Raw genomic sequence first — 13,339 nt, forward strand, 5'->3', positions numbered from 1 at the left:
AACCTGCCGTAGACAACCACCGTGAACACGCTCTTTTCCAATAGGACAAGGGACGGTTTCATGGTGGTTTTTTTCGTCTTAATGGAGTTTATAAGAGGGGAGACTTAAGAAATGGGCAAGACCAAGCATGGTGGACCGATTAAGCTGGATACTTCTTGGAAGCCTTCGTTGTGGGCTTCACTGATGCCGATGGGACTCGGAAAAATTAAACCGCATCACATTCGCGATACGATGAAAGTGGCATATGACAATCGCGATAATTTGGGCTACGCCTATCGAATTTTAACGCAAGGTGTATGTGATGGATGCGCTCTCGGCGTATCCGGTCTCTATGATCAGACGCTGACTGGTCCGCATTTGTGCACCACGCGTTTAAACGTACTGCGACTCAACACGATGTCTGCGATGGATCCGAAATGGTTTGAAGATGTACGTGCGCTACAAAAGCTGTCCAGCGAGGAATTGCGCAAGCTGGGAAGAATCCCGTATCCGCTGTCCAGAAAACCTGGAGAAAACAAGTTCACGCGTATTAGCTGGGATGAAGCGCTGAACCGCATTGCGAAAAAAATCAAAGACATCAGCCCAAAACAACTGGCCTTTTTCTTGACAGCTCGTGGTATTACGAACGAGGTATACTACACGGCAGCAAAAATGGCTCGTTTCCTCGGAACCAACAACATCGACAACGCATCGCGTATTTGTCACTCGCCGAGTAAGACAGCGTTGAAGCGTTCTGTTGGTATTGGTGCGTCGAGCTGTAACTATCAGGATTGGATCGGTACCGACGTGCTCGTATTCTGGGGTTCTGTACCGGGTAACAACCAGCCAGTATCGACGAAATACATGTATGCTGCGAAAAAAGCAGGGACGAAAATCATTCTGATTAATCCGTACAGAGAGCCAGCGATGGAGAAGTACTGGATTCCGTCGGTACCGGATAGTGCTTTGTTTGGAACGAAGATTGCGGACGATTACTACCAAGTGAACATTGGCGGCGACATCGCGTTCATGAACGGCGTGATGAAGATCTGGTTCGAGATGGAGGAAGCGAAGCCAGGTTCTGCGATCAACCATGAATTCATCAAGGAGCATGCGAATGGCATCGAGGAGCTACGCAAGCATGTGATGAATGAATCTTGGGATAAAATCATTGAATCCTCCGGTCTCAGCCGTGAGCGTATCAGAGAATTCGCTGATCTGCTCGCAAAATCCAAAAATGGTGTATTCGTATGGAGTATGGGCTTGACCCAACACAAATTCGGTACGGACAATATTTCCCAGGTAGCCAATCTGGCGATCCTGCGCGGATTCTTTGGTCGTAAGCACACAGGTCTCATGCCGATTCGCGGTCACTCCGGCGTACAAGGCTCCGGTGAAATGGGTGCCGATCCGTTCAGCTTGCCAGGCGGCGACTTCGAAGAAAAGTCGTGGAACCGCATTGAAAAGATCTGGAACTTCCCGATCCCGAAATGGCAAGGGGATATCGTGGGTATTACGTTGGAAAACGCAGTACTGCCAGATGGACACGAGCGCAAGACCAGATTGTTCTACACGAGCGGCGGTAACTTCCTGGAGACGATGCCAGATCCGGACTTCATGCAAAAATGTTTGGAAAGCGTAGAGCTACGTGTGCACCAGGACATCATTTTCAATACATCTACGTTGGTGGACGCGAAGGAAGAAGTGATCGTTCTGCCTGCAATGACTCGTTACGAGCAACCGGGTGGCGGTACCTCGACGAGTACAGAACGTATGGTATACTTCAGTGCAGAAGTCGAAGGACCGCGTATTGAAGAAGCGCGTTCTGAATGGGAGATTTATGTAGACCTGGCGGCACGGGTAAATCCAGAGAAAAAGCATCTGATGCATTTCTCCAGCGCAGCTGAAATTCGCGCAGAGATTGCTCTGGCTAATCCGAACTACGACGGCATCCAGCATCTGAAAAATCGCGGAGATGTTTTCCAATGGGGCGGTGCATGGTTGTGTGAGGACGGCGTATGCCCGACACCTGACGGCCGAGCGAACCTGATTCCGACTGAAATTCCGGATTTGAACAAGCCAGAGGGACACTTCTACGTAACGACTCGTCGTGGTAAGCAGTTCAACTCGATGATTTACAGCAGCAAAGACCCGTTCAACAATGCGGACCGTTATGATATCCTGATCAATGCAGAGGATGCAAAAGAACTGCGCATTGCAGAAGGCGAAAACATCGTCGTTTACAATAAATATGGTACGTTCCAGGGACGGGCCAAATTCGAGGATACAAGGCGCGGAAACATTCAAGTACACTGGCCGGAAGGAAATGTATTGATTCCGAAGGGTGTATACGAGACATACGCAGGTATTCCTGAATACAATACTGCCGTGAAGGTTGAAAAAGCGGACACTTTCCACGCCAACAAAGATTTGAAATACGTGGAGAGAGAAGTGGAAGATTTGGAAGTAAACGTCGGCTGACGAGCTGCAGCAATGGGTGGTCAAGATTAGGAGGAACAAGCCATGCGTTTTTCGCGACAAACACTCTCGGTTGAAGAAGCGATGAGCAAGCTGTTGGCAAAATTGTCGACAGGGAGAACGGAACAAGTGCAGATCGGGGAGGCATTTGGGCGGATATTGGCCTCTGATTTACGTGCAACATACGATTTGCCGCACTTTGACCGTTCGCCGCTGGATGGGTTTGCCGTGAGAGCTGCGGATACGGTTGGGGCCTCCGTTGACCACCCGATTACGCTAACCGTGCTAGAAACGGTTGCGGCCGGGCAAGTACCTACTAGAGAATTGAAAAAGGGCTACGCTACACGGATCATGACAGGTGCGATGATGCCTGCGGGTGCGGATGCGGTCATCATGTTTGAGCAAACGTACAACCCAGCCGAAGAGGCGGATACTGTACGGATCAAGCGGGAGATGAAGTCTGGGGAAAATGTATCGCGCCGCGGTGAAGAGATGGCCAAAGAAACGGTAATTGCCAAGGCTGGCGAGAGGATCAATGCAGGTACCCTTGCCAGCTTGGCTACGTTTGGCTACTCGCAGGTTGAGGTCTTCTGCAAGCCTCGTGTCGGTCTGATTTCGACTGGAAGCGAGCTGTTGGAGATTGATCAGCCGCTTGTTCCAGGCAAAATTCGCAACAGTAATACGGTGATGCTGACTGCCTTGATTGCCGAGGCAGGGGGCATCCCTGTTTCGTTTTCAAGACTGCCGGATGATCTGTCGGTGGCGAAGGAGAAAATCACTGAATGCTTGCGGGGCGTGGATCTGGTCATTTCAAGCGGCGGGGTGTCCGTTGGGGATTTTGATGTGATCGCGGCATTGGTGGATGAGCCTGAGGTAGAGCTTTTGTTCAACCGGATCGCAATACGTCCGGGAAGTCCGACGACTGGTATGATCATGGAAGGTAAACCGTTCATTGCCCTATCAGGTAATCCGGGTGCCTGTTTTCTCGGGTTTGAGTTATTTGCGCGAGCAGCCATTCGTCGCCTCTCGGGAGAAGCCCATGTAGTGCAGCAGATGATCAAGGCGAGACTGGGTGTCGATTATACGAAGCCTTGTCCATACCCGCGTTATCTGCGAGGGAAGCTCCTCGAAAAAGACGGGGTCTTGCATGCGGTCCCTGATTTCAACGAAAAGGCAGGGAATCTCGGTACATTGAAGGACAGCGAATGCTTTATGATCATACCAGCCGGGGGAAGCGGGCAGAGAGCAGGAGAGTTGGTTGATGTGTTCACCCATGCCGCCCCAACCTGGAGGAGAGAGGGATAGATAATGGTCAAGCCGCCTTGTGTTTTGCAGATTGTCGGTTATTCGAACAGTGGTAAGACGACGTTGCTCACCAAGCTCATTCCGATTCTCGAAAAGGCAGGGATAAAAGTCGGGGTCATCAAGCATGACGGGGGACACGATTTCGAGTGGGATCAGCCGGGGAAGGACACCTGGCGTTATCGAGAAGCCGGGGCCTCGCTGGTCGCGATCACATCCAAAACGAAAACGGCCATCGTGGAGCAAAAGCCGCAGGAGTTGTCCGTCCTTATCCAGCGCTTGGCAGATGCCGGGGCTGAGCTCGTTTTGGTAGAAGGCTTCAAGCGTGAAGGCTATCCGAAGCTCGTCCTGCTTCGCAGGCCGGAGGATGAGGAGCTTTTATCTAGCGTTACCCATCTGGTAGGGATCGTGAGTTGGTCAGACAATCGTCAGCCGGGGTTGCCATTTTTCGATATTAATGACATAGACAACATGGCCAAGTTTGTAAGGGAACGGGTATCCGCTTGGTATTTCAAAACTGATTAGAAAGATTGAGATCATTCCAGCTTGGCTTGGGATGATCTTTTTTTGTAGCATGCCAGATTATCCATGTAATGAAATATGTGGTAATGTAAATAAAAAATCGGCGAGAAATGATAAGGAGCAAAGAACATGAAATGCCCTCACTGTAACAACGAATTAAATGAACTTCCTTTATGTTACGGAATGGAAGCACCCTATTATTTTTACACGGTACCAGAAGAGAAAAGAACAGAGTTAATTAGAGACTTTTGTGTAATTGATGAACAGCATTTCTTTATTAGAGGACATATTGAAATACCAATAATTGATAGTAAAGAGAAATTTATATGGAGTGTTTGGGTTTCTCTTAGTGAAGAAAACTTTTTGAAATCTAATGAATTGCTGCACGTAGAAGGAAGAGAAAATGAAAAACCTTATTTTGGTTGGTTATCGACTGAACTTTCCATCTATCCAAAAACTACACTATCATTAAAGACATTGGTACATACACAAGAAGTTGGGTCAGTTCCATTAATAGAATTAGAACAAACGGATCATCCACTTGCAGTTGAACAAAGAGAAGGAATTACAATGGAGAGAGTTAAAGAAATTGCTCATTTCATCAACCATACTGAGTAATAAGAAAATGCCTGCTGCCGGGATGGTCCGGCAGCTTTTTAGTTTTCTCATGCTTTAGACGATAGCTTATGGATTGCTTCAATTAGGTGGTTTTGGACGTATATATTCACTCCAATGGTTGATAAACTTGCATCGTACTTCAAAATAATAGGAGTGATAACAATGGATGGAGTGCGTTACAAAATTAGAGAAGTATTGGATAAGAGCAGGATTGAGACATTTTTGCAGCAAGCTAGAATCGGACATCTTGGAATGGTCGATGGTCATTTGCCGTATGTTGTTCCGCTCAATTTTGTTTGGACAAATGGGAAGCTTTATTTCCATGGAGCCACCGGCGGGAGAAGAAATCAGGTTATGGATGCTAATCCAGAGGTCTGTTTTACGGTTTGTGAAGAATATGGGACTATTACTGATCCGGTGCCAGCTAAGACGGACACAGCGTATATGAGTGTAATGATTTTTGGCAAGGCACAGCCTATAGTCGATCTGGATGAAGCTACACACATGTTGCAAGAAATGATGAATAAGTATGTGCCTGGCTACTTCAATCGGCCTTTACCCAAGCAGCACGTAGACAAATACCGTTCAGCAGTATTCGGTGGTCCGGTTCAGGTGTACCGAATAGATCCACATCATATAACTGCGAAAGAAAATCCAATGGAAGAAGAAAAAATGTTCAAACCTAGTAAAACCGTGTAAATGCTTTTGTTTATACATCGAATGAAAACATGAATGCTGCCGTTATTTATGCGGCAGCATTTGCATTATGAACGCCTTGTAATCTCCGCAAGACGAAAAATGCCTTCTTCAATGGTTGATTCATCTACTTTAGCAAAACCCAGTACCCATCCTTTTCGATCGCTTTTCAAACAATACTTGCTAAGTGGATAAACTCGGATTCCTTTTTCGAGTGCTAGGTCCGTCGCGGCTTCTTCAACAAACGATTTATCAGCTTCAAGAAGGATATGCAACCCCGTTTCTACGCCGCTTAGTGTGAAGTGTTCGCCGAGACCTGTCGTGATGATGGCCTTCGTCATGGCTTCATGTCTGCGCCGATATACATTTCGAACTCGTCTCATATGGCGCATGAAATGACCATGCTCAATAAAATGAGTAAGCGTTAATTGCTCCATAATCGGAAGATGACGATAGGTTAATTCATTGACTTTGGCGAGCTGACGAATGGCCTCTTTGGGACCAATGATTGCCGATATCCGAATACCAGGAGCAATCATTTTGGAAAAACTCATCATATACAACGTGTTCTTAGGTCGCTGACTGAACAAGGTTGGTAGTGGGTCGCCGCGATATCGAAATTCGCTGTCGTAATCATCCTCAACAATCCAAAACTGCTGCTCGGCAGCCATGTGCAACAATTGTTGCCTGCGAGGTTCCGACATAATTACTCCGACCGCACACTGGTGTGATGGCGTAACATAGGCAAGCTTGGACCCAGGATGAATCTGGTCTACGCATAACCCGTACTCGTCAACTGGAACGGAGACAACTTGCATACGCCGATACTTCATTGCCATCCAGGCAGCAGGGAAGCCAGGATCTTCAACAGAAACGGTATCTCCTTCATGTAAAAGGGCTTGGGCGATCAAATCGATGCTATGTTGTGCTCCTGAGGTTAACATGATTTGATCGATATTCACATGAACGCCCCGTTCAAGTGACAAATAACGTTGAATCTGTTCTCGTAGCGGTTGGTATCCATAGGCATTGCCATAAGCCCAACTGTCCAGATTCGTTTCTGTGGAAGCCTGTAAAAACGAACGTCTCCAATTCTTTTGAAAATGTTCGTCCAAATATGGCTCATGGGGACTGAAATCGATCTCAACCGTTCGACTATCTTTGTTCCCGAACCAACCGTGCAAATGACCGATTGCAGCGTTTAATAAAGGCAATTCTGGGGGGATAGGTCCTTCGGGCGCAGCATCCTCTGAAGGACGAGTTGCATAAGTCCATTCACTAACTCTAGTCCCGCCGCGACGAGAGGTTACCGTGTATCCTCGGCTGAATAACTCCTCATAAACAATCTGTATGGTTGAACGGGAAACGCCAATTAAAGAAGCGAGTTCGCGGGAGGGGAGCAGCAATTCACCTGGCTGCCATTTTCCGGTGGTAATATTATGGATCGCCTGGTCCAACAGTTGCTGCCAGATTGGACGCTCGTCATCTCGGTTTACTGTTAGCATTCATTCACCTTCAGTGTTTTTGTTGGAATGATGGATTTGGCTGATATGCTATCATGGCAATCGTTTCTTTTGCAACAAGACAGTTGGGGGACGACTTTTTCTTATGGCGTTTTGCAGTTGTCACAAATCGTTTCTTTTTCCTGTGACCAGAATCACATGTGTATCTGTGAACCTCCCGTACACTTGAAATATAGAAAGTACGAAGCACTTCAAGGAGGTTCCACGATGTTAAATCCAAAAACCATTGAAATCATAAAATCAACCGTTCCTGTGCTAGAGGTGCACGGAACTGCCATTACAAAACGTTTTTATCAAATGATGTTTGCCAAGCACCCTGAGCTTCTCAACATTTTCAACCACGCCAATCAAAAGCAAGGAAGACAACAAACGGCTTTGGCAAATGCGGTGTATGCTGCGGCTTTGTATATCGATAAGCTGGAAACGATTTTGCCAGTAGTAAAGCAAATCGGACACAAGCATCGCAGCTTGGGAGTAAAGGCTGAACACTACCCCATCGTCGGGGAAAATCTGCTTGCTGCGATCAAAGATGTACTTGGCGATGCCGCTACAGACGAGATTTTGCAAGCGTGGGCGGAAGCGTATGGGGTCATTGCCGATGCTTTCATCGGTGTGGAGCACGAAATGTATGAGCAGGCCAGTGGAGAACCGGGGGGCTGGGCTGATTTCAGAGAATTTATCGTCCAGAAAAAGGTACGGGAAAGTGATGTCATTACTTCTTATTATCTCATTCCAGCGGATGGCGGGGCGATCTCTACCTATGAACTGGGGCAATATGTAAGCGTCAAGGTGGAGATACCTGGAGAGGATTACACGCATATTCGTCAATACAGTCTCTCAGATGCTCCAGGCAATCCGTACTATCGCATTTCTGTCAAAAGGGAGGATGCGACGCAAGATAAGCCAGCAGGGAAAGTGTCTGTCTACTTGGCCGAAGAAGTCAAGGAAGGAGATACCTTGCTCCTGTCTGCTCCGGCTGGAGATTTTACATTGAATCAAGAAGACAGCCGTCCAGTTGTACTGCTCAGTGGAGGGGTAGGACTGACCCCGATGATCAGCATGTTAAACACACTGCTCAAATCGGGAACAGATCGTCCGATCACCTTCATTCACGCAGCACAAAACGGAAATATGCACGCTATGAAGCAGGCAGTAGAGGAGCTGGCAGCCACTCATCCGCAGCTCTCTGTTCACTGGTGCTATGAAAAGCCGACTGAGCAAGATCGCTTGAACGGAGCTTTTCACAAAGAGGGGTATATCGACTTGTCGTGGCTGCAAAGCATTGTGGAGACAAAGGACGCGAGCTACTATTTCTGTGGGCCAATCCCTTTCATGAAGGCAATCAACAATGCGCTATTGGAATGGGGAGTACCAGCAGACGATATTCACTATGAGTTCTTTGGCCCGGCAGCGACCTTGGCCTAAAAGGCTGAGCGGCCCCAAGCTTACTCACGATTCGCAGCTTGAGCGCGCAGCAGCCGATTTACCGTCTCGCGGCGAAGCCCGATGAGCTGACCGATTTCATCCTGTGTCAGCAACTCCGACAGCGAAGCGACAGGAATGAATGTCTGAAACCAAAGCTGTAGCTTGCGTAGCTTTTCAGCAGGAGAGACTTCGGTCAGTTGGTCGATGCGCTGCTGCATCATCCGCAGCTTTCCTTGCAGCTGTAGCGCGATATCGCGACATTTTTCAGGATTGTCATCCAGATGGCGATACCATTCAGGGGCAGACAGCACTTCGACCTCACAGGTCACGAGAGCGATTGCTGTCCCGTAATAGGGATTCGGGCTCATCAATGAATGATGCGGAATGATCTCATCTGGAACGATGATGTTGACCAATGTCAATGCTCCGTCTGCATGTACCCGAACGATTTTTAACAGACCGCTCTTCAGATGATAGAGGGGTCCAGATTCTCCTTGTCGAAACAGGACTTCTCCCTTGTGCAGGATCATGGGTTTCTCCTCGATTCTCTCAGTCTTTCTCTAGCAATTATAGCAAGCCCGGCATGAGGAAGTAAGCAAGCGTAAAAAGCAGTTTGCCGCTTTTTTAGGCTTGCTACACCAATAATGCCTTTTGCTATAATGGGGAAATCACAGATGAATAAAGGGAGTTGTCTGATGCTCAACTTTTTTACATGGGTAGGCTCCATAGTGGGGGTACTCACACTCGGATTGATTGGCTATGTGGCTTACCGCTACTGGTACCATATGGGACAGCTTCCGAAGCCGGAGTTTCGCCATCTGGACACGAAAAAACCAGTGCCTGCCGACTGGAGTCATGATGAGGTTACCTTTACCTGGATCGGCCATTCGACGATTCTGTTGAATATGTTTGGAACGAAAATACTGACGGATCCAGTATTGGGCGAGAAGCTCGGGATTAAGCTTGCAGGTGTCCATTTTGGTCCGAAACGCTTTACTCCTCCTGCCCTAGGCTTTGATGAAATAGGCGAGGTAGATATCATTTTGTTATCGCATGCCCATTTGGATCATGTTGATCTGCCTACTTTGCAAAAAATTGCGAATCGCTCCACTCATGTCATTACGGCCCACCAAACAAGCAAACTGTTCAAGCATATGCTATTTGGTTCGTATGAGGAAATGCAGCCGGGAGAAGCCATTACAACCAAAGAAGGAATGACGATCACAGCGATTCCAGTTCGCCATTGGGGCAACCGCTTCCCCTGGAATCATGAGTATGGCTACAACGGTTATATCATTGAGAAAAATGGCGTGCGCATCCTCTATCCAGGTGATACCGCTTATATCTCAATGGAGCATTTGCCGAATCAATTCGGGCCCATCGATCTGGTGTTCATGCCGATTGGCGCCTACAAGCCGGACTCGTATCAAGCTGCGCATTGTACGCCAGAGCAAGCATGGCAAATGTTCAAGGAGACAGGTGCCAAGTGGCTGGTGCCTATTCATTGGAATACATTTGTGCTCTCACGTGAGCCAGTTGATGAGCCGTTCGAGCGTTTGTTAGCCGCAGCGGGGGATGAGCGGGACAGGATTGTTGTTGAAAAACAAGGGGAGACGTTTTCGATCCCTGTTCAATAAGAGTGATAAGTTGGCGACTGCTTATATGGCAGTCGCTTTTCTAACGATATGAATAAATGGGGAGGGAATAGCTACCTTATTATAGAAATATTTTTATCGAAGGAGTTTGTTGAGGAGGGGTACATATGACAAAAGCATTGCCACAACGCTGGGATATGGATGTAATTTTTCCTGGTGGTAGTGAGTCGGAGGAGTTTCGGGCGTTTTTAGGGACTTTGGAAGGGGATATTGCGAACCTGAAAGCACGGTTGGAGCAATCTGGTGCTGGCTTGCATGAAACAGCGGCTTTCAAGGAAGTTGTCACTCATGTCCAAAGCATTGCAGTGCGTGTGAGACAAGCAGGTGCATTCATTTCCTGCCTGACTGCTCAAAATGTAAAGGATGAGCCAGCCAAACTGCTGGGTGGGCGTGTAAAGAGCATCTCAGCCGCGTTTGGAGCAGTGTTGACGCGTTGGGAAGAAAAGCTGTTGGCTGTAGACGGGGATGCATGGGAGGATCTGTTGGCAGACGAAGCATTGCAACCGCTTGCTTTTGTGCTGAATGAGCGCCGTCGCCGTGCACAGGAAAAGCTGTCTCCAGAACAAGAAGTGCTGGCAAATGATTTGGCTGTAGACGGGTATCACGCTTGGCAAGATTTGTACAATGCGGTCGTTGGACGCATGACGATCGAGGTAGAAGTAAATGGGGAGACGAAGCAGTTGTCCGTTGGGCAAGCATCTAACCTGATGAGCAGCCCTGACCGTGCTGTTCGTGCCCATGTTTTTGAAAAGTGGAACGAAGCATGGGGGAAGGAAGCGGAGCTATGCGCACAGGCGCTGAATCACTTGGGTGGCTTCCGTCTCGCTTTGTACCGTCATCGCGGCTGGGATTCCGTCCTGCGTGAGCCGCTTGATATCGGACGGATGCAGGAAAAAACTCTCGATGCAATGTGGCAGGCCATCGACAATCGCAAAGATCGTCTGGTTGCCTACCTGGAGCGTAAGGCAAAGCTGCTCGGTGTAGACAAGCTGAGTTGGTATGATGTAGGGGCTCCAGTCGGTAACGTACATAAAGAAGTGTCTTACGATGAAGCAGCTGCCCTGATCGTTGAGCACTTCAACCGTTTCAATCCGAGCATGGCTGAATTTGCGCAAAAGGCATTCGATGAGGGCTGGATCGAGGCAGAGGATCGTCCTGGCAAGCGCCCTGGCGGATTCTGCACGAGTTTCCCAGTCAGCAAGCAGTCACGCGTATTCATGACGTATGCAGGAAGCGCAAGCAATGTATCTACACTGGCACATGAGCTGGGGCATGCGTATCATCAGCAAGTCATGTGGGATTTGCCGGCACTCAACCAAAACTACGCGATGAACGTAGCGGAAACAGCCTCGACCTTCGCTGAAATGATCCTCGCTGACGCTGCTGTGAAAAATGCAGCCAATGACGATGAGAAATTGGTGCTCTTGGAAGATAAGCTGCAATCGATCGTGGCGTTTTTCATGAACATCCACGCTCGCTTTATTTTCGAGAAAAACTTTTACGAGAAGCGCAAAGAAGGTCTCGTTAGCGCAGCTGATCTCGACCGGATCATGGAAGAGGCGCAAAAGCAAGCGTACAATGGGGCTTTGGCAGATTATGAGCCGCACTTCTGGGCATCCAAGCTGCATTTCTATATCACTTCGTATCCGTTCTACAACTTCCCGTACACATTCGGGTACTTGTTCAGCATGAGTGTCTATGCGCGTGCGCTCGAAGAAGGCGAGAGCTTCGCGCCGAAATACGATGCATTGCTCCAAGATACGGGCCGCCTGATGGTAGAGGACTTGGCGAAGAAGCATCTCGGCGAGGATATGACGACAGTCGAGTTCTGGCAAAAAGCCGTTGATCTGGCTGTGGCAGACATCGACGAATTCCTGCGCCTGACAGAAGAAGCATAATAACACGAATAAGCAGTTCCCAAGCAGTCTGTCTCTTCTTTGACAGGCTGTTTTTTCATTGAGAGATTGTTAACATCGCAGACGAAATCTTCGGATAACCTTTACCTGCGGTTTATAGAATCCTCGCCATTTTTTCGTACAGTAAAAGGGAAGGGAATACTTGCAAAGGGAGGCATCGTAATGGACACTGGCAGTCATCTTTTGTTGGGTGTCACACTGGCGGGCTTAGCCCATATCACGCCGGCAGTGGCACATGATCCGGCACTTGCTCAGGCGCTGATGGTCGCAACGGTAGTGGGATCTCATGCCCCGGATTTCGACACTGTGGCCAGACTTCGCGGTATTTCTTTTTACATTCGCTTTCATCGGGGAATTACTCATTCGATTCCCGCCTTGTTTCTGTGGCCCCTCATCATCAGTCTTCCTCTCGCCTGGGGTTTTGGTCTCATGGGACAGTTCGGGATTTTGTACGGTTGGACGCTGTTGGCTGTTGTGCTGCATGTTTTTCTCGATATGCTAAACGCCTATGGAGTCCAGTGTATTCGCCCTATTAGCAAGCGCTGGGTGCATTTGGATGTGCTCGCGATTTTTGAGCCACTGGTGTTCGCGGTTCATCTAGCAGCGGCGATATGGTGGATCGCTTTTAACGGAGAGCCCACCGTGCTATTTCCGGCAGCATATGGCATAACGCTGTTGTATATCGGTGTGCGGGCTTGGCAGCATCATCGTAACGTCAGGCGGGTAGCAAATGCCTTGGAAACAACAGGCATATCCCATGTTTTCCCGAGCCTGCATCCTTTTCACTGGCGATTCGTCGTAGAAACGGAAGAACTGTTTTATACGGGGAGAGTCGAGTATGCTCGTGTGATTCTGGAGGATGTGTATCCGAAGCAGCAGCGTGATGCGATCATCCAGGCTACTGTCGGTGTAGACGGAGTTCGTGCGTTTCTCGGATTTGCGCAACGAATCCACGTCACGTGGAAGGAGATTCAGGGCGGTTATGAAGTCACGTGGAGTGATGTGCGCTTTTGGTACAACCGCAAGCTGCCTTTTGGTGTAGATGTAGTCTTGGACCGTGATTTGAACGTCGTTGATCATCGGTTGGGCTGGCGAAAAAAAGCGTGGGACCCGCCGTTTGTATAAGGGAAGCTAGTATAGGTAAGCTCCGTCAGTTTGGTGAAGCTGGGGGCTTACTTTTTTTGTGTATGGAAAAATTTCGTAGTGCATAACAAGGTGCCTCAGC

General features: G+C 48.5%; 11 protein-coding genes. 9 read left to right on the forward strand and 2 right to left on the reverse strand.

Going from position 1 to position 13,339, the window contains the following annotated elements; genetic code table 11:
• Positions 1-111: 111 nt before the first annotated feature.
• From C7R93_RS25265 to C7R93_RS25285, 5 genes are all read left to right on the forward strand, one after another.
• A complete protein-coding gene (locus tag C7R93_RS25265) occupies positions 112-2,460 on the forward strand; it encodes an FdhF/YdeP family oxidoreductase (protein WP_106841371.1) in 2,349 nt (782 codons plus the stop codon).
• Positions 2,461-2,502: 42 nt separating this feature from the next.
• Positions 2,503-3,762: a molybdopterin molybdotransferase MoeA gene (locus C7R93_RS25270; protein ID WP_106841372.1), complete on the forward strand. Its 1,260-nt coding sequence runs from the start codon at positions 2,503-2,505 to the stop codon at positions 3,760-3,762.
• A 3-nt stretch (positions 3,763-3,765) separates the two neighbouring features.
• Positions 3,766-4,284: a molybdopterin-guanine dinucleotide biosynthesis protein B gene (gene mobB, locus C7R93_RS25275; RefSeq protein ID WP_106841373.1), complete on the forward strand. Its 519-nt coding sequence runs from the start codon at positions 3,766-3,768 to the stop codon at positions 4,282-4,284.
• Between the two features lie 126 nt (positions 4,285-4,410).
• Complete coding sequence (locus C7R93_RS25280; RefSeq protein ID WP_106841374.1) at positions 4,411-4,899, forward strand: DUF2199 domain-containing protein; 489 nt, start codon at positions 4,411-4,413, stop codon at positions 4,897-4,899.
• A gap of 162 nt (positions 4,900-5,061) precedes the next feature.
• Entirely contained in the window at positions 5,062-5,598 is a 537-nt protein-coding gene (locus C7R93_RS25285; protein ID WP_106841375.1) for a pyridoxamine 5'-phosphate oxidase family protein, read from the forward strand.
• A 65-nt stretch (positions 5,599-5,663) separates the two neighbouring features.
• On the opposite strand, the gene pdxR is transcribed toward C7R93_RS25285, so the two are convergent.
• Positions 5,664-7,100 (reverse strand): MocR-like pyridoxine biosynthesis transcription factor PdxR, encoded by a 1,437-nt coding sequence (gene pdxR / locus C7R93_RS25290; RefSeq protein WP_106841376.1) that lies wholly within the window; start codon positions 7,098-7,100, stop codon positions 5,664-5,666.
• A gap of 225 nt (positions 7,101-7,325) precedes the next feature.
• On the opposite strand from pdxR, the gene hmpA reads away from it, so the two are divergent.
• On the forward strand, positions 7,326-8,543 hold the full coding sequence (hmpA, locus tag C7R93_RS25295; RefSeq protein WP_106841377.1) for an NO-inducible flavohemoprotein: 1,218 nt from the start codon (positions 7,326-7,328) through the stop codon (positions 8,541-8,543).
• A gap of 20 nt (positions 8,544-8,563) precedes the next feature.
• On the opposite strand, the gene C7R93_RS25300 is transcribed toward hmpA, so the two are convergent.
• Positions 8,564-9,073: a Crp/Fnr family transcriptional regulator gene (locus tag C7R93_RS25300; RefSeq protein ID WP_106841378.1), complete on the reverse strand. Its 510-nt coding sequence runs from the start codon at positions 9,071-9,073 to the stop codon at positions 8,564-8,566.
• A gap of 165 nt (positions 9,074-9,238) precedes the next feature.
• Between C7R93_RS25300 and C7R93_RS25305 the strand changes: the two genes are divergently transcribed.
• From C7R93_RS25305 to C7R93_RS25315, 3 genes are all read left to right on the forward strand, one after another.
• Positions 9,239-10,180, forward strand: coding sequence for an MBL fold metallo-hydrolase (locus C7R93_RS25305; protein WP_106841379.1), 942 nt, complete (start codon positions 9,239-9,241; stop codon positions 10,178-10,180).
• Positions 10,181-10,305: 125 nt separating this feature from the next.
• A complete protein-coding gene (locus C7R93_RS25310) occupies positions 10,306-12,096 on the forward strand; it encodes a M3 family oligoendopeptidase (protein ID WP_106841380.1) in 1,791 nt (596 codons plus the stop codon).
• Positions 12,097-12,276: 180 nt separating this feature from the next.
• On the forward strand, positions 12,277-13,239 hold the full coding sequence (locus C7R93_RS25315; RefSeq protein ID WP_106841381.1) for a metal-dependent hydrolase: 963 nt from the start codon (positions 12,277-12,279) through the stop codon (positions 13,237-13,239).
• The last annotated feature ends 100 nt before the right edge of the window (positions 13,240-13,339 follow it).

The sequence above is a fragment of the Brevibacillus fortis genome (assembly GCF_003013395.1).
GTDB classification, from domain to species: domain Bacteria; phylum Bacillota; class Bacilli; order Brevibacillales; family Brevibacillaceae; genus Brevibacillus; species Brevibacillus fortis.